The sequence below is a fragment of the Rhizobium deserti genome, from assembly GCF_004358025.1.
In the GTDB taxonomy this organism is placed as follows: domain Bacteria; phylum Pseudomonadota; class Alphaproteobacteria; order Rhizobiales; family Rhizobiaceae; genus Neorhizobium; species Neorhizobium deserti.
Map to the genome: position 1 here is coordinate 652732 of NZ_SMTL01000001.1, position 21241 is coordinate 673972.

Consider the following 21241-nt stretch of genomic DNA (forward strand, 5'->3'; position numbering starts at 1 on the left):
ACATAGGCTCGGCTTAAATGAGCAATAACGAACATCTGCCCCCCCCCGAAGATCGCTCGGCAGCGGTCCTCGACTATAACCGTAATGTCGCAAATCGCCTGTCGGTCACAGCGAGAAAGCTTCGTCTAGCGACCTCCAATCGCAGCAGCTTGTTCAAGGCAGTTGGATTGCGACCTCGCGTTATCGACCGCATTTTCGCGGCTGGCGTTGCTCTTTTGACCGTCTTGCTGCTGATTGTTCCGATTGCAGCGGCAGTGACCTACTATGGCTTCATCGCGACCGACCAATACCAGTCCGAGGCACGGTTCACAGTTAGATCCTCCACACCGGCCTTAGGTAAAGACCAGATCGCAAAGGTGACGGGGCTGCCGACGGCAAAGATCGCTCAGGACACACAGATAGCAATCAACTACATCTTGAGCGGGGAGATGACCACCGCGCTATCCAAAGACGCCAATATCCGGAAAATTTACAGCGATGCGAATATAGACCCATTAGCCAGGTTGAAGCCGGATGCCACGGCCGAAGAATTACTTGATTATTGGAGAGACATGGTCTCCACCGGCGTCAGTGCTTCCAGTGGGATTGTTACGGTTAAGGTGCGTGCATTTTCCCCCGAAGATGCTCGTCGGATTCTCGAACATGTCGTCGATGCATCAGAGCGGGTGGTGAACGACATCAACAACCGCATCTGGAAAGACGTGATCGAAACCGCTCAGGCGAATCTCCGAAATGGAGCTGCGCAGTTGCAAACAGCTCGTGAGCATCTCCAGGCAGCGCGAAACAAAACAGGTGTCCTGGATGTCGGGGGAGCATCGGTCATCATTACCTCCCTGCTTGCCAATGCCCAGACGCAACTGCTGGATCTTCAGCAAAAATACAATTCTCAACTGGTCTCGGTTTCACGCAAAGCACCGCAAATGCTGGTGCTAGGCAGGGAAATTGCCAGCAAGCAGGCCCAGATTGACGACCTAAAATTGCAACTTGCCGGCCAAAAAGGCAACCGAGGGAGCTTAGCAGACACTTCCCTCGATTTGTCTCAGCTTGAGCTAGAGCAGACCCTTGCTGAACGGCAATTCGCAGCATCGGTGAAGACGGTGGAACAGGTGCAGTTTGTCAGCAAGCAGCAGCTCGTATATTTGGATCCGTTTCTGTCTCCGACTTTACCTGAGGAGGCGGAATATCCACACCGAGGCCTTTGGATAGGCTGTGTCGTCGTCATTAGCCTTCTTGCCTGGAGTGCTTCGCTTGGTTTGCTGTCCATTGTCCGCACCCGATTAAACTGATGAAGCAGTTGCAAAGGCGGCTAGTCTAATCACGTACCGACGCTGTTGACCTGCGGAAGCGTTACGTCAATGAAAACTGGATACAGCGCTGGGTCCTCCGTTACAAACTGATACCCGTAGCCCGTCGGTAGCAGCATTGCCCCCACGTTTGGACGGGCGGGAAGCTGAACCGTAGTCCAGAAACCAAATCATCATGAGAGGCCATCTTCCTTGGCACTGACTGTAGTACCCATTAGTGATGTCGAAAAATTGAGCGGGGAAACAAACACGGACGCCATGTGGAAGGCAACCGGCGAAGATCCTGCATTTAAGCTGAGCTACAACGTGATGCGAGACGCGTTCGTCCTCATCCACCTAACCCCTGAAAATGGGAAAACGCTCGACCCGAGGGTCTACATAGACAGAGGCAAAGGCTTTCGGGAACAGGATTCCATGATACTGTCTACGGCTGGTTCTTTCCTGATTACAGCCGACGTCGGCAGGTTGGGTCTCATCCGTAGCTTCCGACTGGATCCATGTAGCAAACCCTCCACCTTCCGCATGGAGGCGAAAACGTTCCCTTCCAAGGCTGCACTTACGGCCTACGTCAAACTGCTCGACGGGGTGGAGTCGACCCAGCAGGCGGAGCTCGGCGTTTTGCCGCGTTTCCGACTGAAGGTCCCGCGTTTTTCCTCTAGTAAAAGTCCTTTGCTTACGCGTTTTGTTCAGGCCTCCTATGCACTTGCGGCCCGCGAAACTCCGTCACCCTATGATCAAATTGAGCCATGGCTCAGCATCATTGTACCGGTTTATAACGCGTCGGCGCGCCACCTGGACGATCTGTTGAGCTCATTTGATAACCAGGATCAGCATGGCGCGGAGCTGATCTTCAGCGATGATGGCTCCAATTCCGACGATACCCGCCAATGGTTTCTTTCCCGGAAGGAAAGAAACAACTTAAAGATTATCATGAACTCTGAAAATGCCGGCATTGCGTCAGCAACCAACGCAGGTCTTTTAGAAGCGAAGGGCGAATGGATTACCTTTCTCGACCATGACGACATGATTGCGCCTCATGCTCTCAAACTCATCAGAAAAGCACTTTCGGAGAACCGAAAAACGACGTTCCTCTATACCGACGAATTGATCGTCGACGATAGCCTGAAGCCTATCGGGACGCTCCTGAAGCCTGCATACGATGCAGTATTGCTTACAGGTCTGAACTACATCAACCATTTCTCGATATATCGCCACGATCGCCTTAGGCAGATCGGATATCTGAGATCGGGCTTCGATGGATCCCAGGATTACGATACCCTCTTACGATACTTGCACGGTCAGAACGAGGAAGAGATCCTGCACCTGCCGTTTCCTGCATATTGGTGGCGCAGAACGAGCAATACCTACTCACAGACCTTCCTGAAACAAGCAACGATAAATGCGAGGAATGCTCTCGAGGACCATTTCGCCCGTTATGGCGATCGCGTACAGGTCACATCTGCGATAACCGCAACACTTCATCGGCCGGTATTTGATACGAATGAGCTAACTTGGCCAAAGATATCGATTATAATTCCGAGCAGAAATAGCTTTGCCTTGATCTCCCGCATTCTAACCGATGTATATGAACGGACGGATTATCCGGACTATGAAGTCATTGTCGTCGACAACGGCACCACGGATCAGAATGTCCTTGATCTTTACAAGATGTGGGAGCGGAATGAGGCTAGCTTCTCCGTACTGATGAAGTCTGAGCCTTTCAATTTCTCGCGATCTATAAATCGAGGCATGCAAGCGTCTAAAGGGGGCGCGTTTCTGATCCTCAACAACGATGTCGAAGTCATAGAGGACCAATGGCTGAAGGAAATGGCCTCCTGCTTGTCTTTAAAAGATGCGGGGATCGTCGGAGCAAAATTGCTCTTCCCGGATGATACGATCCAGCACGCTGGCATTATAGTAGGGTTTGGCGGACTGGCCGGACACTGGTACCTTAGGTCGCCGAAGGATTACGGCGGCGCGATGAACCGACTGCACGTGCGCAACTCATTCACATGTGTCACCGGTGCGGTTATGTTGATTTCCGCTGAATGCGCACGAGCCGTCGGGATGTGGGATGAGGATCATTTTGCGATCGCTTATAACGATGTCGATTACTGCCTTCGCGCCTCCAAAGCCGGTTATCGTATCGTCTGGACGCCTTTTGCTTGTCTGTATCACCATGAATCGTTGTCGCGAGGCCCGGAAACCGGCGAAGATAAAATCAGGCGCTTCGAAATGGAGAAGAGCCATCTCCGAAAGTTGCATAGCACCGAAGATTTTCAAGATTTTGCTCTGAATCCCAACCTAAGTCGCGACATGTCTGTGCCGCGCATGATAGTCCCTCAAATTCTGTATCCACCGCGGGGTGGCGGAGTGCCTAGCCGCTAGTTCTATGTAAAGCCGCGCAGGTCTAGCATCCAGATATGCTATTATCTGTCGATCACCGCCATCGGCGATGATCATAGTTGGAAGCGGCCTTCGATTGGGCAAAGAACGGCATGGCCATGGTGATCAAACCCTTATAAGACGACCATTCGACAGCGTCCCTGACGAAATCGTTAGCTGAGGAATTTAGCCACCCTATGTTCCCAAAAAGCACATTACCTAGTTGGAGGCGGTTGGGAGTTTCGGGCAAGGGTAAGCGTCGAGGAAATGCGCTGGATGTATCATAACCCCCTAAAAATGCGAAATTCGCAGCGGTACTTAAAGTTAAGTTTCGGATTTATAGAACGCGACTCCACCATTTATAGGCGCCGCTCAGTCCCTCATCCAATCCGACTTTCGGCTCCCACCCCGTTGAAAGAAGTTTTCGATTGGATCCCACGACCATTTTAGGGTCGCTTTCTCGGTCTCTACGGGCACCGGGCCGAATCAAGTGGGCTCGGCCGTTTAGCCGACCCAGCGCAAGAGCGATATCGAGCAGCCGCGTTGGCTCACCGGAACAAACATTACATATTCCTGTGAGTTCGGACTCCAGAAGGGCAAGAAATCCCGATGCGACGTCATCAACATGCATGAAATCGCGGAAAAACATGCCACTTCCCATTTCGGCATATGAGTTCGCTAGAAGAGAGGTGCAAAGCGAAGGGATTAGCCTCGCGGAGTTTTCGTGAGGGCCATAGGCGAAGAATATTCGCCCACTCGCCGCACTGAAGCCTAGCCCTTCCGCAGCAGCCATCAGCGACTGATGATGCGCGAGTTTTATACGGCCATAGAATGTCGACGGTGCATCCGGCGTTGTTCCTTCCACCATATAACCGTGCGACCAGTCATACTCGGCGCAGGTGCCAGCAGACACGAAACGCTGGCCGCCAAGTTCGCTAAAACGCCGGAAAAAGCGTGCGCCAAGTGCGAGCCAATCTAAATTCGCGGGCGACGACCAGTAGGAGCCGTGCTCGGTCACCCATGCGGTGTGAAGGACATGCGTCGGCTGCGCTTCCTCCAACACGTCTTCCAGACCGCCTGGCTTCAATAAGTCAACCGTGCGCCAATTGACTCCCTCAACGTCTAATGCGGCGTTCTCTCTTGACCTGCCCGAACGCGTCGCCCAGACGTCGTAACCTTGTTTAACTGCCAGTAATGCGCAATGTCGGCCAACGAAGCCCGACGCACCTGTAATGAGAAGACGCTTCATCCGACATCCATCTCGACGCTCATGGCAAAACGCCTGATTTCATCTCTCGCAACCTGGGAAATACAAGATCGCGTGATGACTGTTCAGTCGGCTCCAACGGCCACTCGATGCCAATGTCAGGATCGTTCCAGAGAACGCCGGCACTCAACGCGGCGTCATACGGCTGAGCTATCTGGTAACTCACCACACAATCATCTGTCAAAGTTTGGAACCCGTGAGCAAAACCCTTGGAGCTATAAAGCTGCAGGTTGTTTTCGGCCGATAAAATCTGGCCAAACCAGCGGCCAAATGTTGGAGAACCGTCCCTTAGGTCGACCATCACGTCAAATATCGAGCCCTGAACACATCGAACAAGCTTGTCCTCCAGGCCGGTACCATGCTGGAAATGTAGGCCTCGCGTGGTGCCGCGCGTGGCGCTGAAAGATATGCTGCATTGGGCCGTAACAGGGTTCAGTCCGCGCTTGGCGAATTCCTCTGAACAAAATGTCCGAGCGAAGAAACCTCGGTTGTCTCCGATCGGTTCGATCTCGATCAGTGTGCAACCCTCCAAGCCAGTATCGATGAACTTCACTTGAGCTAACCCTAGATAATCATCGCCTTGGGGATGGGTAAGATGAATTGTCCACCCCAGTCCCGGATATGAGACATCTGCTCGACAACTTCGTCTTTGATGTTCCAAGGCAGAATGAGCACGAAATCGGGCTTTGCTTCATCGATCGCTTCAGGAGCCTTGATCGCCAGCCGTGTGCCCGGCAGGTACATTCCCTGCTTCTGCGGCGAACGGTCTACGGTGAACTCGATAAAATCGCTGCCGATGCCGCAGTAATTGAGAAGCGTATTGCCCTTGGCGGGCGCGCCGTATCCCACGATCACCTTGCCGTCGCGCTTCAGCGAGATGAGAAGTTCAAGGAGCGACCGCTTGGTCTCACGCACTTTTTCGCCAAAGGAGGTATAAACCTCGGGGCGATCGAGACCGGCTTGGCGCTCTTCTTCAATGATGTCAGCGACACTTGGGGCTACCTCCCACTTTGCCCCTGCTTTGCAGGCAAACACGCGAAGAGACCCACCGTGGGTCTTTATTTTCTCAACGTCGAACACTGTCAAACCATTTGCCGCGAAAAACCGCTGTACGGAGAGAAGAGAAAGATAGGAGAAGTGTTCGTGGTAGATAGTGTCGAACTGGTTTTGGTTAATCAGTTGGAACAGGTGCGGAAACTCGAAGCATGCGACACCGTCCGGTTTCAAAATTTCCCGGAACCCGGACACGAAGTCGTTGATGTCGGGAACATGCGCAAGCACATTGTTAGCGGCTGTAAGATCCGCCTGGAAACCTTCCGCAACCAGCTTTTTGGCTGTCTCCACCCCAAAGAATTCGATGCGGGTAGGTATACCTTTTTCGTTGATGGCGAAATCCGCCACGGAGCGGCAAGGCTCGACGCCGAGCACGCGCAAACCCGAGGCTTGAAAGTACTGCAACAGATAGCCGTCATTGCTGGCAACTTCCACCACAGTGCTATCGGCGCCCAAGCCAAGGCGGGATATCATAGCGTCCGAAAAAATCTTCGCGTGCGCTAACCAACTTGTCGAGATCGAGGAAAAATAGGCATAATCTTCCCGGAAAAGATCATCCGCACGGCGAAAATCTTCCAGCTGAACGAGATGGCACTCATCACACACAAATGCCTTCAGCGGATAGAAGCGTTCACCCTCAAAACGGGTCTCCTCCGTAAGGTAGTCATTGGAAACTGGTGTAGCTCCAAGATCGGCAAATACGGTCGAAAGTGGCGAGCTGCAATGACGGCACGCTGTCTGTCTGCGAGGAACGGAAATTGTCACTGAGTTTCCCTCAAGTACAAGTTAGAATAAGCATCGATTTGCTTCAGCATCAAAGATCTGGCATCATAGCGAGCGTTGCAGTAATCGGAATACCAGTTCATCGTCCATTCAATCGTCTCTTGGAAGGTGAGGTGTGGTTTCCAACCCAACGTGAACTGCGATTTCGAAGAATCCACTCTGAGGTAAGTAGCCTCATGAAGTTCCGCCGGCCCGAACTCCACGGGATATGAGGGGTCGCCCCAAGCCTGCAAGGCAGCTTTCGTCAACTCGCGGACCGGCATTTCATTTGCTCGGTCGGGACCAAAATTATACGATCCAATAAAGCTCCTGGCGGTCATTGAGCGTGCTGGGGAACCATTGAGAAGGCGAGCGCCCAAGGTAAGATAGCCACAGCAAAGCTCCAGAACGTGCTGCCATGGCCGCGTCGCATCGGGCCGGCGTAGCACCAGCGCTTCACCTTTCCGAAGTGCCCTTACAACATCCGGAACGATTCTATCAGCTGACCAATCACCACCCCCGATGACATTCCCACCACGGCCGGTCGCGACCCTGAGACGATCACCTTCGCTCTTGAGCACAGTCATGTAAGGTCGGGCCACAAGTTCTGCAGCACCTTTGCTCGCACTATAAGGATCCAAGCCACCCAAAGCGTCATTTTCTCGATAAGCCCAGAGCCACTCTCGATTATCATAAACTTTGTCACTCGTGACGAACACGACAGCCTCGACCGAGGACGTCTGACGAGCCGCTTCGAGGACATTCGCCGCGCCCATTATGTTGGTGCCGAAGGTAAACAGCGGTTCCCGATAGCCACGATGCACAAGTGCTTGTGCTGCAAGGTGGAAAATTATCCGCGGACGAATTTCCTCGACCAAAGAGAAGACACCGTCGGCGTCGCGGATGTCGAGCCAGCGGCCGTCGCAAAGCTCCTCAATTTTGGCGGCTGCAAAAAGCGAATCTTCACCTTGATCCGGAGGAAGACTTGCAGCGATGACCTTCGCACCAAGTTCGTGCAGCCATGTGGTCAACCAGCTTCCCTTGAAGCCGGAATGGCCCGTCACGAGGACGGTTTGGCCCGCGTACACGTTCAGAAAATCAGATCTCATCGAGCAAGGACTCCGGCCATATCACCCATCAACTCCAGACCTGCCAAGGCGCATGGCCATTCCGCCACATTTCTTCTAGCTGCTGTTTATCGCGCAGCGTATCCATCGGTTGCCAGAATCCCTCATGTCGGAACCCAGCAAGTTGACCCGATGCTGCAAGGCTTTCCATCGGCCCTTTTTCCCAGACAGTATCGTCACCCTCAATGCGATCGAATACCTTTGGGGATAGCACGAAAAAGCCAGCGTTGATCCAGCCAGCTTCTCCATCTGGCTTCTCTTTGAAGCTTCGCACGAAGTCACCGTCAAGATTGGCCGCTCCAAATCGCCCGGGCGGTCGTACAAGCGTAACAGTTGCATCTTGCCCATGGCTCTGGTGAAACTCGATCTCGCGGCGGATATCGATGTTACTCACCCCGTCGCCATAGGTCATGCAGAACGTCTCGTCACCGATGTAGTCGCGAACGCGTCCAATACGGCCGCCGGTCATGGAGGCCTCCCCAGTGTCAACCAAGGTAACCTTCCAAGGTTCGGCTCTTCTTTTATGAATAGTTGTGGTCTGACTTGAGAGGTCGATGCTTACATCGGCCATATGCAGCAAGTAATTCATAAAATATTCTTTTATGATGTACCCCTTATAGCCGAGACAAACGACGAACTCGTTTATGCCATAGTGAGAGTATATCTTCATGATGTGCCACAAAATCGGTCGCCCACCGATCTCCACCATCGGCTTCGGTCGTAGGCTGGTTTCTTCCGCCAATCGAGTGCCCAAGCCACCCGCCAATATTACAGCCTTCATAAATCACTCCAATCCTATCGAACCTGCATATAGCGTATGCGAGCATCCTTCTCGAACTTTCTTCGGTGCGTAAAGACACTCCTACGAGTTCTCTACAGCAGATGCATCGTCTCGATACCACCGACATCCTGAACAGGCTCTGTCAGACGGATGATCACGAACCTAATCCAACTCCGTTGCACTTTTGACCGGCGAGACAACGGTCGCTCGGGAGGCAATATATGGCTGATTGCCTGTGGCTTTCGAACTAACCGAGATTTGCAAGATACTGCCCATATGTGCTCTTTCCATACTGCCTGCTGAGGGCCGCCAGTTGATTGGCGTCGATATAGCCAAGCCGGTAAGCGATTTCTTCCGGGCAATTGATTTTAAATCCTTGACGCCGTTCCAAGGTGGCCACGAACTCTGAAGCCTCCAGCAAGCTGTCGGGTGTGCCGGTATCGAGCCACGCAAAACCCCGCCCCATCTTCTCGACACTGAGCAATCCTCGTTCCAGATATGCTCGGTTAACATCCGTGATCTCAAGTTCTCCGCGCGCTGACGGCTTCAGGTCGGCGGCGATATTCACAACCTCACGGTCGTAGAAATAGAGCCCGGTAACGGCCCAATTTGATCGCGGCTCAGCGGGCTTTTCCTCAATGGAAATCGCCTTCATCGACTGGTCGAATTCTACAACTCCATACCGATGAGGGTCGCTCACATGATACGCGAAGACCGTTGCGCCTTCGGCACGCCTGCTCGCCTTCTGAAAAAGCTCGCTCACGCCGTGGCCGTAAAAAATGTTGTCTCCGAGGATCAGGCAAGAAGACTCCGTTCCCACGAAATTTGCCCCGATGATATAGGCCTGCGCAAGGCCATCGGGTGCAAGCTGCTCAGCGTAGCTAAGGGATATACCCCATTTCGAGCCGTCGCCTAAAAGGCTTTGAAAGCTCGGCAGGTCTTTCGGCGTCGATATGATCAGTATCTCCCGGATGCCTGCTAACATCAGCGTCGACAACGGGTAGTAGATCATTGGCTTATCATACACAGGCATGAGTTGCTTCGATGTTACCAGAGTCATCGGATGAAGGCGGGTGCCGCTGCCGCCCGCTAGAATGATACCTTTCATCAGAGCTCCTTTTATCGGGTAAGCCGCGTCACATCGACGAGCCGCGCCACAGTGCTGGCAGTCGAAAGATGCCAGTCGGGTAATGAAATGCTGTGAGCACGCTCAAGCTTACCGCAATCAAGCCGAGAATTCGCCGGGCGCCTTGCGGGTGTGGGATACGCGGAGGATGGAATAGACGTGACATGAGCGGACGGCCCGCCGTTCGCCAATGACGTCTTAAATATCTCCCTGGCAAAATCGGCCCACGTGGCTTCTCCCTTTGCCGTCATGTGAAACACTCCACGTAGCGCTGAATCCGGCAAGGAAATGATGTTCCGGCTGATTGCTAGAAGTGCATCGGCAATATCAATGGATGAAGTAGGGTTGCCATTTTGATCGTCAACAACGTTGAACTGGGCGCGGCTTTCTGCCGCCTTCAACATTGTTTTAAGAAAGTTTTTCCCGAACGGCCCATAGACCCAGGCAGTGCGAAGAATGACATGATTATCAGTCGCCGAGGCTACAGCATACTCGCCTTCAAGTTTGCTGCGCCCGTAGACGCCAAGCGGGGCGACGGGATCCAACTCTGTATACGGGGTCGCCTTGCTGCCATCGAAAACGTAATCCGTCGACAGATGAACGATCGGAATGCCCAGACGGGCTGCAGCCTTCGCAAGCGCATCCGGACCTTGCGCATTCGCAGCGAAGGCAGCGCTTTCATCGCTTTCCGCCTGATCGACGGCTGTATACGCCGCAGCGGAAATGATCAGATCTGGTTTGGCGGAAAAAACCGCTGACTGAACTGACTCTGGCCTAGAGAGGTCGAGCTCGGGCCGGCCGGCAGCGATGAGCTCGACGTCTACATGCCCCGCGGCTCTCTCGATCAGCGACTGAACCACCTGCCCCTGAAGGCCCGTGACGAGATAGCGCTTTGGTGCGGTCATTGCGAAGCGCTCACGTTCATCAGCCCAAGGCGGCTGCCATCGTACCCGCTGCGCAGCGGCGACCACCACCACTCGTTTTCCAGATACCAACGAACCGTCTTTTCGATGCCGGTATCGAAATTCTCCCGAGCCTTCCAGCCCAACTCCGTCTCAAGCTTACTCGCATCGATCGCGTACCGTGCATCGTGGCCGGGACGGTCTTGCACATAGGTGATAAGGTCAGCATGGCGACCGCCTCCCGGATGCAAATCGTCCATCAGAGCGCAGATACGGCTAACGACGTCGATGTTCCGGCGCTCGTTACGCCCCCCAACGTTATAGGTTTCACCCACACGTCCGTGCTCGGCGATTGTATCAAGAGCCCGAGCATGGTCTTCGACATAAAGCCAGTCGCGAATATTGGTACCTTCTCCGTAGACCGGCAAAGGCTTCCCTTCCAACGCGCTGATGATCATCAGGGGGATAAGCTTTTCGGGAAAGTGAAAAGGGCCGTAATTGTTCGAGCAGTTGGAGACGACGATCGGCATGCCATAGGTACGAAACCACGCCTTTGCCAGATGATCCGAGGCTGCCTTGGATGCTGAATAGGGGGAACTGGGGTCGTACGACGTTGTTTCCGTAAAGAGCCCTTGGTCTCCCAACGATCCGTAAACCTCATCCGTCGAGACATGAAGGAAGCGGAACCTTTCCTTGGCTTCACCTTCGAGCTGTTGCCAATACGTGCGTGCGCATTCCAACATGGTGAAGGTACCAAGGACATTGGTTTCGATAAAGTCCTTGGCCCCAGTGATGGAGCGATCCACGTGGCTTTCAGCAGCAAGATGCATCACGCGGTCTGGCCTGAAGCTCGCGAACGCGTCCGACATCACCTTTCCGTCGCAGATGTCGGATCGAAGAAAACGATAAAGCGGGTTGGCCTTTACCGCCTCCAAGGAGGTGAGCGTACCTGCATAGGTAAGCTTGTCGACGTTGAGCACATCATAGCTCTTGTCTTGAACCAGATGCCGAACCACAGCTGATCCGATGAAACCTGCACCGCCAGTGACAAGTACGCGCATGATCTAAGCTGCCTCAAATGATCTATTTAACGTTGTAGGTGAAGGCCGATTCCAGATGGTCGAGAGTCGGCTGCTTCCGATCCTTGTCAGAAAGAATCGCCTTTTCGGCAGCAACGGGCCATTCGATGCCAAGTGCCGGATCATTCCAGAGCAGCCCGCGATCATGTTCTTGGCTATAATAGCTCGTCACCTTATAGCTGATCACTGTATCGGGCTGTAGCGTGCAGAAACCGTGAGCAAAGCCTGCAGGCACCCAAAGCTGGAAGCCGTTTTCGGAAGTCAACTTCGCGGAAACAAATCGCCCATAGGTTGGAGAACCTGTTCGAAGATCGACCGCTACGTCAAGCAGAGCGCCGGCCGCACAGGAAACGAGCTTGCCTTGAGCTTTCGGGTCGAGCTGAAAGTGCAAACCTCGAACAGTGCCTATCTCCGCGGAGAAGGACCGGTTATCCTGAAGAAAGCTAAACGACCCGATTTCACGCTCGAACATATCAGCACGATAGGTTTCCATAAAATAGCCGCGTGCATCACCAAGGCGCTTTGGCTTGATCAAAACCACTTCGGGTATCGCTAGCTGTTCGAACTGCATTATGCTCCCCACGCTGCATCAAAATCATCTTCAATCACATGCGCGGGCGGGCAGCAACCTCCGGACAGGAAAAATAAATCGGGTCCCGATGGTCACGGCAACCTCGCCGGCCATGCTACACATCGTAATGTCAGATCTCAACAAAAGTCACAGATCGACACTGGTTTCGATGACAAGCAACTCTCTCTTGCAAGCGCGCATAAACTGGGCGAAACGAACTGCATATGACGATGAAACCGAAATCCGCGTCTGTAAATGTACCTGCCTGACACCTGCAATGCTCGACAGACGGCGAGACGCGTACCGCCGAAAGTTGTAATTTAACAACATACATTACGCTCGAGCCGTGAAATCCGGCCCACGGCCAAGCAGCCTTTTGATGAAAATTCCAACGATGTCACACGATCCAAGCCATAAGCTTCTTGTCTTGAGACCGGATCAAGCCGCGCATTTTGAAGGTCATGCGTTGCGTATAGACATTCATGACCCCGACCATGTGCTAGGCTCCGTGGCTAAACTAGGCCTGATCCGCCCGGGCCGGGTTCCATCATCCCTGACCCGCACGGTGCTTATCAACAACAAGGGCTGTGGACGATTCTACGGCTGGACGCCTGTCGGGATGAGCAACATAATTCTTGAAGTAGCCAGCCACAGTAAACCGGAGGGTCGCAGGCCGTCAGTGGCTGTCCACAGAGTGGGCCTATCGCGGGCAGCGTTTTTCAATACGGTAGATGCGCCATGGGCGATGTTGCAGGCCTGCAGGCTCCTCGTTGCAAAAAACATGCGCGGCTTTCAATACCGTTTTGCACGTCTCTACGACGGCTTGAATGCTCCTGCTTACGATGTGTGGACGAGCGTCGTCGAGCAGGGCGACATCTCGATACCACCAAGGGATGCCGCAGCTTTGCCTGCCGTCATGGTTTCCATTGTCGGAGCCAAAACGCTTGTCGAAGAAACAAGACGATCCCTTGCACAGCAGTCCTATGGCAATATCGGGGAAATCGATGCGCCCTCCGCCATGTCGGCGGCAGCCGGCAAAACGCAAAACATCTTCTGGATGAGGCTTTCCGCCGGCATGCGGCTTCATGAGAGAGCAGTCGAAAAGCTGATCGAGCCGCTACTGGCGGACCCCAATGTTGCCGCTGCCTATAGCGACGAGGACCACATGGACGCTCGCGGGAGACGGAGAAATCCATTTTTCAAGCCGGCGTGGAACCCGCCCCTCGCAAAGACGGGCTGGTTGGCACCGGATGGAGCGATCTTTCGCCTCAGTGCACTTGAAGGGAATTTCGACCTCGAGCAGAACGACGCTGGCCAGTTACTCATCGAAGCTTCCAAGTCCGGAAGAATTGCTCACGTGCCACGCGTTCTGTTGCATCGCCGACAACCACGTCCGTCTGTCGCTGCTTCGCCTATCATAAGGCGAAGAAATCAAACGAAGGTAAGTGTCGTCATTCCCACACGTGACCGGGCCGATCTCCTGCACACGTGTCTGGAGGGTCTATTCCGGAGAACCCGTTATGACGACTTGGACGTCATCGTCATAGATAACGAAAGCCGAGAGCCGGAAACCCTCTCGCTTTTCTCCCATTACGAAGAACGAAGCCTGATCAACCGGATTAAATTGGGCGGAACGTTCAACTTCGCCCGCGCCTGCAATCTCGGCGTGGAAAATGCCCGCCACGAGCTTATTCTGCTTTTGAACAACGACGTCGAACCCATGGAGCCCGGATGGCTCGATCAGCTGGTGGCGGAGCTTGACGACGAATATATCGGCATCGCCGGGGCAATGCTGTTTTTCCCCGACGGCTTCGTGCAGCATGCCGGCGTCACGCTCGGCTCCGGTTCGGTCGCACGACACAGTTTCCAGTTCCGCAAGCCCGGCACAGGCGAAGACTTTGGTCTTCTCGAGCAACGCCAGGAGATGAGCGCCGTTACGGCTGCCTGCCTGCTGACGCGCCGAAGCCTTTGGGAAGCCGTAGGCGGCATGGATGAAGAGCATCTTGCCGTTGCATTCAATGACGTCGATTACTGCCTGAAAGTCCGCGAGATCGGTAAAGGCATCATGTGGACGCCCCATGCTCGCCTCTATCACCGGGAATCCGTTTCTCGCGGCAAGGACGATACCCCCGAAAAACTAGCGCGTTTTGCGGCCGAGGAAGCCTATATGCACCAACGATGGGGAGATATTCTGGCCAATGATCCGTTCTACAACCCCAATCTCTCGTTGGTCGTCGGCGACCACAGTCTCGACGTTCAGCCGCGGGATCTATCACCGAGGTTCGGTAGCCTTGCGGGTCGCAGATAGACCGACCATGCGATCGGCTTCCGGCGCACTGGATAGATCGAAGGGCATGCGTTAAGGGAGCCTTCGATCTGAAGGAGCGCAAGGTGGCGATGAATAGGCTTGAACTGCGTTCCCGCATTGCCGAGGCTCTACCCTCCCCTAGGATTCGCTCTGCAAGACGGCAGCCGAAGCGCGACGCGATCCAAAGCGTCGTTCTCTTCGGGCAGCACCCGAACCCGACCAGCGACTACTATTTCAGCGCACGCTTGACTGCCCCTGGAATGCCGCCCTATCAGTTCGCAGACATTAGACAGAAGCAGTTTGCCGACTTAAATCCGAACGGCGCCCTCGTCATCATATGCCGATATATGTCAGCTGCCGCGCTTGAATGGATCGAAGCGTCGGCAGACCGACTTGCGGGCGTAGGGCTGTTTCTGGATGACGACATTCCTGCCGTCATCGCTAGCAACCAGTCCGCCATCCGGTATAAGTTTTCTTTGCTGACCAAGGCGATATTACCGCTTCGCCGTCTCAACCGGCAGCTCGACATGGTTTGGGTATCGACACCGCGGCTGGCGCAGACATTCGGCGAGGTCGATGTTCGCCTGATGCCTCCGGCTCCGCCGAGAACATTGTGGGACATCCCTCATTCCGGCCGTCAAAACGCGGATCATGCGCCAGTTTTGGTAGCCTATCACGCGACAGGCATCCACGTACAAGAACATGAATTCCTGCGTCCTGTCATAGCGCAAGTCCTGTCTGAACGCCCGAATGCAATATTCGAGGTGTTCGCCGAAGGCTCGGCGGCATACTCTTGGAGTAAAATTACCCGAGTAACCGTCAGAAAGTCCATTCCCTGGGCAAGTTACGTCGATGAAGGACGATCTCGCTCGATCGACATAATGCTCGTGCCGCTGGCACCTTCACATGTCAACGACTGCCGGTCTGCCACCAAACGCATTGATGTGGCACGCATGCGGGCAGCTGGAATATTCTCCACGTCGCACGCTTACGGCGAAGCCGACGACAGTGGCGAAATACGCATTCCCTATGATGTGGAAACCTGGCGACAAGCTATCCTCGATCTGATCGATAATCCATCAAAGCGAGCATCGGCGGCGCAGGCCACACGCTCGATCGTCGAGCGGATGACCGCTGACGCGGACGAAGGCATTCTGCTCTAACGAAAGGTGTATGTGACGTTTGTTCTGGTCGTCAGCCTTTTTAGCTCAGAGAAAATTGGCTGGGGCGCCTGGATTCGAACCAGGGTATGACGGCATCAAAGGCCGTTGCCTTACCGCTTGGCGACGCCCCAACAGGATGGACGGGTGAATGAACACTTGCCGTCCGTGCGGATGCCGCTGCTCTAGCAAAGCTTCACCGACCGGGCAATCGCAATCCAGCTTTTTTTTCGTTTCCATTCGGGGCTTTATCTTCCCCGATGGTCGGCTTGCGATCATTTCACAGTTGACGAGCCGTTGCGTTTTTGCTTCTCACCAAGCGGACCGTATCGCCGGAAACAAACTCTCCAGAGAGCGAAGATCCTGCCGCAGTCCTCCCTCTCCAACAGAACATGCCGGAACTCCGGCATCCGGCGAACGTTGAACCCATCAACAGGAAACCGGAGGTCCGCACATGGCTGAAGACAAGCAGGCTCAGCAAGCCGTCGAAAATATCGACACGTCGACCACCTCGGCAAGCAAGCCGCCTGCAGGCCCGCATGCACGCGAAGATCTCACCGACAACGACAAGACGCCCGGTACCGGCGCGCTGCCTGAAGCTAATAGCGAAGACACGGACGCAGGATCCGGCTGAGCGCGGTTTCGCTCTGGTACCGGCAACGTCATCTCAAGGCCTCCTATAAGGTATTTTGCTCTGCCTGTGACGGCCTGCCGCTTGCCTGGTTTCTTTGGTGCGTCTAACACCGGCTCATCAAAACCGGATGAGCGGCATGACAGGCGAAACAGTGACGCTTTACGAAGCGATCGGCGGAAAAACAACGATCGCCAAGCTGGTGCAGCGGTTCTATGAGCTGATGGACACCCTGCCCGAAGCCGCCCGCTGCCGCGCCGTGCATCCGCCGAGCCTTAAGGGCAGCCAGGCAAAACTCCAGGATTATCTCACCGGCTATCTCGGCGGCCCACCGGTCTATGTGGAGAAGCACGGCCATCCGCGACTGCGCTCGCGTCATTTCGGCGCCGCCATCGGCCCGCAGGAGCGAGACGAATGGATCCTGTGTTTCCGACGCGCCATGGACGAGACGATCGACAATCCGAAGCTTCGCGAGATCATCTGGCCAACGATCGAGAGGCTGGCTCACCACATGCAGAACAAGGGATAGGCTGTTGGAAAAGTTCGCGTATCTGCGACCCTTGATTCTGTCTGTGAGCGGGTTGATGGGCGCTGCCGGCGTGGCTCTGGCGGCCGGCGCAAGTCATGGAGGCGACACGGTTTTTCTGGGTTCCGCCTCGACCATGTGCCTGGCGCATGCGCCGGTGCTGCTGGGGCTTTATCTTGGGCACAGGAGTTTCCGCACCGCCACCTTGGCAGCGCTGATCCTCGGCCTCGGCACGATCATCTTTGCAGGCGATCTGGTGTCGCGCCACTATCTCGGCGACCGGCTGTTCCCGATGGCTGCGCCCCTGGGCGGGAGCCTGATGATGCTGGGATGGCTGGTGCTCGCGGCGGGCGCTTTTTTCCAGACGCCCGGCCGCTGAAGCTGGATCAGGAGGAGACCTACCAGTCCTCGTTGCAGTCGGTGATCTCGCACTCTCCCGATGTCTTCGCTTCGCATTCTCGCAAGGCACGCTTCAGCGCATCACGTCGGTTCTCATATTCGGTCGACCAGCCGGAGGCGCCATCTTACGCTTCTGCTACGCAACCCCAGGCAAAGGCCGCAGAGCCGTATCCGCCCATAGTGGAGACGAGTGCAATAATGAATGCTATGCAACGCACCGGCAGGCTCCTCGGGAAAAGGCAATGCGTCCTCGTTACAGGCACAACCAGGTATCCGCAATCACATAGATTGGGCCTGCAACGCCGAAGCGCGTCGATTATCGGCCGAAGGACAGTATTCTGCCGGCGCCGCTGGGTCTAAGACGGGTTACCGGCGACCTCGAAGCCGCAGGCAAGACAACCACATTGGTCATGTCCAGCGCAGCCTCTCGTTGGACCGACAGAAGCGCATAGAGTTCCGGCACCAGCCCCTCGCCGTTCTGCTCGGCCAGCTTGTGCAGGCCGATCAGCAGGCTTAGGTCATGCGGTTCTTCGTTCATCATTGCGTTCTTTCATCGTCTGAAGCGCCCGCTCAAGGCTGGACTTGGAGCCATTGCGCAGCGGCACGAAAGCGACGCCGAACTTCTTGCAGCCGGTCTTCACCCTCAAGCAGGCATCATGGCTGATACAGTCGATCGGGCAAAAGACGCAGTCCACCGAAGGCAGGACCGTGTCGATGCGCGAGACCGCTTCGCGCAGGCCACCATCATGGTGGATGAGTTCGGCACCGAAGGTGCTGGCGATTTCCCGCAGATGCGCAACCTGACAGTCACGGCCCCCGACATACAGAAAGCTGCGGACATCGACTGCGCCGCTGCCTGCCTGGGATGCCGGCTTGGCCGCGGTTTCCGCACCGTTATTGCCGCTCTTCCGTTTCTGTTTCTTTGCCATGACGCTCCCCGTTGGCAGCAGGCTCCCTGTGGCTGGAACCCCTCAATGGTGCGCACCTTATGAAACTTGAATTTACCAGGCAAGATTAAAGTTGATGAATTTAGTCATGATTATGCATCGGCCGGTCAGCAGCCTAAATTTTACCGTTTGATAAATTTTTCGGCTATGTTACCGTCTGCACAATAGTTGTCCATGAATCCATAAAAGAGGGAACATAGATGGAACGACTGGGAAATGGCATTGAGGCCGGCCGCCTGACGCCGGCCGAATACGCGGCGAATTTCGCTGATCTTCATCCGCGTCTTGACAAGCACGAGGCGCTGGTCGCGGCGGACCGCTGTTACTTTTGTTACGACGCGCCGTGCATGACGGCCTGTCCCACCGCGATTGATATCCCGCTGTTCATCCGGCAGATATCGACCGGCAATCCGCTTGGCTCGGCGAAGACCATTTTCGACCAGAATATCCTGGGCGGCATGTGCGCCCGCGTCTGTCCCACCGAAACGCTCTGCGAGCAGGCCTGCGTTCGCAACACAGCGGAAGACAGGCCGGTCGAGATCGGCAAACTGCAGCGCTATTCGACAGACATTGCCATGCAAGAGAACAGGCAATTCTATCGCCGCGCCGCGCCTACCGGAAAAACCATTGTGGTAGTTGGCGCCGGTCCCGCCGGGCTCGCCGCTGCGCATCGCCTTGCCCTGCATGGTCACGCCGTGGTTATTCTGGATGCGCGGGAAAAAGCGGGCGGCCTTAACGAATACGGCATTGCCACCTATAAGGCGGTGGAGGATTTTGCCCAGCGCGAGGTAGCCTATATCACCGCCATCGGCGGCATCGAGATCCGCAACGGCCAGATGCTCGGCCGCGACTTCTCGCTCAGCGACTTGACCGCCAATTATGATGCCATTTTTCTTGGCATGGGCCTGACCGGCGTCAATGGCCTCGGCATCGAGGGCGAAGATCTGGCGGGCGTGGAGGACGCAGTCGATTTCATTGCGGCTCTGCGCCAGGCCAGGGACAAGAGCGCGGTGCCGATCGGCCGGCGCGTTGTCGTGCTTGGCGGCGGCATGACCGCCATCGACGCAGCCATCCAGGCGAAGCTGCTCGGTGCCGAAGAGGTGACGATTTGTTACCGCCGCGGCAAGGAGAACATGAACGCGTCCGGCTACGAGCAGGATCTGGCGAAGGCCAACGGCGTCATCATCCGCCATTGGTTGGCGCCGAAATCCATCCTCGGACAGGATGGCAAAGTGGCCGGCATCGAAGTGGAATATACCGCCATGCGTGACGGACAGCTGATCGGCACCGGCGAAACCGGTGTCCTTGCTGCCGACCAGATCATGAAGGCCATCGGCCAGAGCTTTTCCGCCTCCGGGCTTGGCGCCCTGCAATTCTCCAAAGGCAAGATCGCGGTCGATACTGAAGGTCGCACCTCGCTCGAGCGGGTCTGGGCCGGAGGCGACTGCACCGGCATCGGCGAGGATCTCACCGTCTCGGCTGCCGCCCAGGGACGCGACGCCGCAGAAAGCATTACCCGAGCCTTCGCCGCTGCCTTGCAGCCGGCCACTGCCGTAGCCTGAGGGGGAAGACGAACATGGCTGATATCCGCAACACTTTCGTCGGCATCAAATCCCCGAACCCCTTCTGGCTCGCGTCGGCGCCGCCGACCGACAAGGCCTACAATGTCGAGCGGGCCTTCAAGGCCGGCTGGGGCGGCGTCGTCTGGAAGACGCTCGGCGAGGAAGGACCGCCGGTCGTCAATGTCAACGGCCCGCGTTACGGCGCGATATGGGGCGCAGACCGCCGCCTGCTCGGCTTGAACAATATCGAGCTCATCACCGACCGCGATCTTTACACCAACCTTCGCGAGATGAAGGAGGTGAAGCGGAACTGGCCGGACCGGGCGATCATCGCCTCGATCATGGTGCCCTGCGAGGAGCAGGCCTGGAAGGCGATCCTGCCGCTCGTCGAAGAAACCGAGGTCGACGGCATCGAGCTGAACTTCGGCTGTCCGCACGGCATGTCCGAGCGCGGCATGGGCTCGGCCGTCGGGCAGGTGCCGGAATATATCGAAATGGTGGTGCGCTGGTGCAAGCAGTACACCCGCATGCCCGTCATCACCAAGCTAACACCCAATATCAGCGACATTCGTCACCCTGCCCGCGCTGCCAAGCGGGGCGGCACGGATGCCGTGTCGCTGATCAACACGATCTCCTCGATCGTTTCCGTCGATCTCGACACCTTCTCGCCCAATCCATCCGTGGGCGGCAAGGGCAGCCATGGCGGTTATTGCGGCCCGGCGGTCAAGCCGATCGCACTCAACATGGTGGCGGAGATCGCCCGGGATCCGGAAACCTATGGCCTGCCGATCTCCGGCATTGGCGGCGTCACGACCTGGCGCGATGCGGCGGAATTCCTGGTGCTCGGCGCCGGCAATGTGCAGGTCTGCACCGCCGCCATGACCTATGGCTTCAAGATCGTCCAGGAAATGATCACCGGCCTGTCGGACTGGATGGATCAAAAGGGCCACCGGACGCTCGACGACATTACCGGTCGCGCCGTCTCCAACGTGACCGACTGGCAGTATCTCAACCTCAACTACATTGCCAAGGCGAAGATCGATCAGGATCTTTGCATCAAATGTGGCCGCTGCCATATCGCCTGTGAGGACACTTCCCACCAGGCGATCACCAACGTGGTTGGCGGCATCAGGCATTTTGAGGTGATGGAAGAGGAATGCGTCGGCTGCAATCTTTGCGTCAATGTCTGTCCTGTCGAGAACTGCATCACCATGGATGCCTTGCCGGCGGGCGAGTTGGACAAGCGCACCGGCAAGGTTGTCGAACCCACCTATGCCAACTGGACCATGCACCCAAACAATCCTGTGGCCCGACAAGCGGCAGAATAGAATCCTGGCCGGCCACTTCCAAC

At 55.7% G+C, this 21241-nt stretch carries 20 protein-coding genes and 1 tRNA gene; 9 read left to right on the plus strand and 12 right to left on the minus strand.

Going from position 1 to position 21241, the window contains the following annotated elements:
• The first annotated feature begins 17 nt into the window (after positions 1–17).
• Entirely contained in the window at positions 18–1286 is a 1269-nt protein-coding gene (locus E2F50_RS03150; RefSeq protein WP_133314589.1) for a KpsE/RkpR family capsule polysaccharide export protein, read from the plus strand.
• Between the two features lie 210 nt (positions 1287–1496).
• Positions 1497–3692: a glycosyltransferase family 2 protein gene (locus E2F50_RS03155; protein WP_245515276.1), complete on the plus strand. Its 2196-nt coding sequence runs from the start codon at positions 1497–1499 to the stop codon at positions 3690–3692.
• Positions 3693–4026: 334 nt separating this feature from the next.
• Here the strand turns inward: E2F50_RS03155 and E2F50_RS03160 are convergent, their stop codons facing one another.
• From E2F50_RS03160 to rfbC (E2F50_RS03200), 9 genes are all read right to left on the minus strand, one after another.
• The gene (locus E2F50_RS03160; RefSeq protein WP_133314590.1) at positions 4027–4938 is read right to left on the minus strand and encodes an NAD-dependent epimerase/dehydratase family protein; all 912 of its coding nucleotides are present in this window, start codon (positions 4936–4938) and stop codon (positions 4027–4029) included.
• 19 nt (positions 4939–4957) lie between these two features.
• The gene (gene rfbC, locus E2F50_RS03165) at positions 4958–5509 is read right to left on the minus strand and encodes a dTDP-4-dehydrorhamnose 3,5-epimerase (protein ID WP_133314591.1); all 552 of its coding nucleotides are present in this window, start codon (positions 5507–5509) and stop codon (positions 4958–4960) included.
• Positions 5510–5520: 11 nt separating this feature from the next.
• Positions 5521–6774, minus strand: coding sequence for a class I SAM-dependent methyltransferase (locus E2F50_RS03170; protein ID WP_133314592.1), 1254 nt, complete (start codon positions 6772–6774; stop codon positions 5521–5523).
• Positions 6771–7880 (minus strand): CDP-glucose 4,6-dehydratase, encoded by a 1110-nt coding sequence (gene rfbG / locus E2F50_RS03175; RefSeq protein ID WP_133314593.1) that lies wholly within the window; start codon positions 7878–7880, stop codon positions 6771–6773. Before rfbG ends, E2F50_RS03170 begins: the two co-directional genes overlap by 4 nt.
• A 28-nt stretch (positions 7881–7908) precedes the next feature.
• Positions 7909–8679: a glucose-1-phosphate cytidylyltransferase gene (rfbF, locus tag E2F50_RS03180; RefSeq protein WP_133314594.1), complete on the minus strand. Its 771-nt coding sequence runs from the start codon at positions 8677–8679 to the stop codon at positions 7909–7911.
• A gap of 247 nt (positions 8680–8926) precedes the next feature.
• A complete protein-coding gene (gene rfbA / locus E2F50_RS03185) occupies positions 8927–9787 on the minus strand; it encodes a glucose-1-phosphate thymidylyltransferase RfbA (RefSeq protein WP_133314595.1) in 861 nt (286 codons plus the stop codon).
• A gap of 11 nt (positions 9788–9798) precedes the next feature.
• Positions 9799–10710 (minus strand): dTDP-4-dehydrorhamnose reductase, encoded by a 912-nt coding sequence (rfbD, locus tag E2F50_RS03190; protein ID WP_133314596.1) that lies wholly within the window; start codon positions 10708–10710, stop codon positions 9799–9801.
• Entirely contained in the window at positions 10707–11768 is a 1062-nt protein-coding gene (gene rfbB, locus E2F50_RS03195) for a dTDP-glucose 4,6-dehydratase (protein WP_133314597.1), read from the minus strand. The genes rfbD and rfbB overlap by 4 nt, the downstream gene beginning before the upstream one ends.
• A 22-nt stretch (positions 11769–11790) precedes the next feature.
• The gene (gene rfbC, locus E2F50_RS03200; protein WP_133314598.1) at positions 11791–12357 is read right to left on the minus strand and encodes a dTDP-4-dehydrorhamnose 3,5-epimerase; all 567 of its coding nucleotides are present in this window, start codon (positions 12355–12357) and stop codon (positions 11791–11793) included.
• Between the two features lie 346 nt (positions 12358–12703).
• On the opposite strand from rfbC (E2F50_RS03200), the gene E2F50_RS03205 reads away from it, so the two are divergent.
• On the plus strand, positions 12704–14665 hold the full coding sequence (locus E2F50_RS03205; protein WP_133314599.1) for a glycosyltransferase family 2 protein: 1962 nt from the start codon (positions 12704–12706) through the stop codon (positions 14663–14665).
• A 260-nt stretch (positions 14666–14925) separates the two neighbouring features.
• On the plus strand, positions 14926–15828 hold the full coding sequence (locus tag E2F50_RS03210) for a glycosyltransferase family protein (RefSeq protein WP_133314600.1): 903 nt from the start codon (positions 14926–14928) through the stop codon (positions 15826–15828).
• A 56-nt stretch (positions 15829–15884) separates the two neighbouring features.
• On the opposite strand, the gene E2F50_RS03215 is transcribed toward E2F50_RS03210, so the two are convergent.
• Positions 15885–15959 (minus strand) — tRNA-Gln (locus tag E2F50_RS03215).
• A gap of 320 nt (positions 15960–16279) precedes the next feature.
• Here E2F50_RS03215 and E2F50_RS03220 point away from each other — a divergent pair.
• From E2F50_RS03220 to E2F50_RS03230, 3 genes are all read left to right on the plus strand, one after another.
• The gene (locus E2F50_RS03220; protein WP_133314601.1) at positions 16280–16459 is read left to right on the plus strand and encodes a hypothetical protein; all 180 of its coding nucleotides are present in this window, start codon (positions 16280–16282) and stop codon (positions 16457–16459) included.
• A gap of 136 nt (positions 16460–16595) precedes the next feature.
• The gene (locus E2F50_RS03225; protein WP_133314602.1) at positions 16596–16985 is read left to right on the plus strand and encodes a group II truncated hemoglobin; all 390 of its coding nucleotides are present in this window, start codon (positions 16596–16598) and stop codon (positions 16983–16985) included.
• A 55-nt stretch (positions 16986–17040) separates the two neighbouring features.
• Positions 17041–17361 (plus strand): DUF423 domain-containing protein, encoded by a 321-nt coding sequence (locus E2F50_RS03230; RefSeq protein ID WP_133315216.1) that lies wholly within the window; start codon positions 17041–17043, stop codon positions 17359–17361.
• A gap of 336 nt (positions 17362–17697) precedes the next feature.
• On the opposite strand, the gene E2F50_RS03235 is transcribed toward E2F50_RS03230, so the two are convergent.
• Together E2F50_RS03235 and E2F50_RS03240 are read right to left on the minus strand one after the other, a co-directional pair.
• Positions 17698–17922 carry a hypothetical protein gene (locus tag E2F50_RS03235; protein WP_133314603.1) on the minus strand — a complete coding sequence of 75 codons (225 nt, stop codon included), beginning with the start codon at positions 17920–17922 and terminating at the stop codon, positions 17698–17700.
• On the minus strand, positions 17900–18310 hold the full coding sequence (locus E2F50_RS03240; RefSeq protein WP_133314604.1) for a DUF2325 domain-containing protein: 411 nt from the start codon (positions 18308–18310) through the stop codon (positions 17900–17902). Before E2F50_RS03240 ends, E2F50_RS03235 begins: the two co-directional genes overlap by 23 nt.
• Before the next feature lie 218 nt (positions 18311–18528).
• On the opposite strand from E2F50_RS03240, the gene E2F50_RS03245 reads away from it, so the two are divergent.
• Both E2F50_RS03245 and preA read left to right on the plus strand, forming a co-directional pair.
• Positions 18529–19890: an NAD(P)-dependent oxidoreductase gene (locus tag E2F50_RS03245; protein WP_133314605.1), complete on the plus strand. Its 1362-nt coding sequence runs from the start codon at positions 18529–18531 to the stop codon at positions 19888–19890.
• 14 nt (positions 19891–19904) lie between these two features.
• Positions 19905–21218 (plus strand): NAD-dependent dihydropyrimidine dehydrogenase subunit PreA, encoded by a 1314-nt coding sequence (gene preA, locus E2F50_RS03250; protein WP_133314606.1) that lies wholly within the window; start codon positions 19905–19907, stop codon positions 21216–21218.
• The last annotated feature ends 23 nt before the right edge of the window (positions 21219–21241 follow it).

Excerpts from the sequence above, each read along its gene's own strand:
- E2F50_RS03150 (WP_133314589.1), top strand. The coding sequence starts at position 18 with ATGAGCAATAACGAACATCTGCCCCCCCCCGAAGATCGCTCGGCAGCG.
- E2F50_RS03160 (WP_133314590.1), bottom strand. The coding sequence starts at position 4,938 with ATGAAGCGTCTTCTCATTACAGGTGCGTCGGGCTTCGTTGGCCGACAT.
- rfbG (WP_133314593.1), bottom strand. The coding sequence starts at position 7,880 with ATGAGATCTGATTTTCTGAACGTGTACGCGGGCCAAACCGTCCTCGTG.
- rfbF (WP_133314594.1), bottom strand. The coding sequence starts at position 8,679 with ATGAAGGCTGTAATATTGGCGGGTGGCTTGGGCACTCGATTGGCGGAA.
- rfbA (WP_133314595.1), bottom strand. The coding sequence starts at position 9,787 with ATGAAAGGTATCATTCTAGCGGGCGGCAGCGGCACCCGCCTTCATCCG.
- rfbD (WP_133314596.1), bottom strand. The coding sequence starts at position 10,710 with ATGACCGCACCAAAGCGCTATCTCGTCACGGGCCTTCAGGGGCAGGTG.
- rfbB (WP_133314597.1), bottom strand. The coding sequence starts at position 11,768 with ATGCGCGTACTTGTCACTGGCGGTGCAGGTTTCATCGGATCAGCTGTG.
- rfbC (WP_133314598.1), bottom strand. The coding sequence starts at position 12,357 with ATGCAGTTCGAACAGCTAGCGATACCCGAAGTGGTTTTGATCAAGCCA.
- E2F50_RS03210 (WP_133314600.1), top strand. The coding sequence starts at position 14,926 with ATGCCGCCCTATCAGTTCGCAGACATTAGACAGAAGCAGTTTGCCGAC.
- E2F50_RS03220 (WP_133314601.1), top strand. The coding sequence starts at position 16,280 with ATGGCTGAAGACAAGCAGGCTCAGCAAGCCGTCGAAAATATCGACACG.
- E2F50_RS03225 (WP_133314602.1), top strand. The coding sequence starts at position 16,596 with ATGACAGGCGAAACAGTGACGCTTTACGAAGCGATCGGCGGAAAAACA.
- E2F50_RS03230 (WP_133315216.1), top strand. The coding sequence starts at position 17,041 with ATGGGCGCTGCCGGCGTGGCTCTGGCGGCCGGCGCAAGTCATGGAGGC.
- E2F50_RS03235 (WP_133314603.1), bottom strand. The coding sequence starts at position 17,922 with ATGATGAACGAAGAACCGCATGACCTAAGCCTGCTGATCGGCCTGCAC.
- E2F50_RS03240 (WP_133314604.1), bottom strand. The coding sequence starts at position 18,310 with ATGGCAAAGAAACAGAAACGGAAGAGCGGCAATAACGGTGCGGAAACC.
- E2F50_RS03245 (WP_133314605.1), top strand. The coding sequence starts at position 18,529 with ATGGAACGACTGGGAAATGGCATTGAGGCCGGCCGCCTGACGCCGGCC.
- preA (WP_133314606.1), top strand. The coding sequence starts at position 19,905 with ATGGCTGATATCCGCAACACTTTCGTCGGCATCAAATCCCCGAACCCC.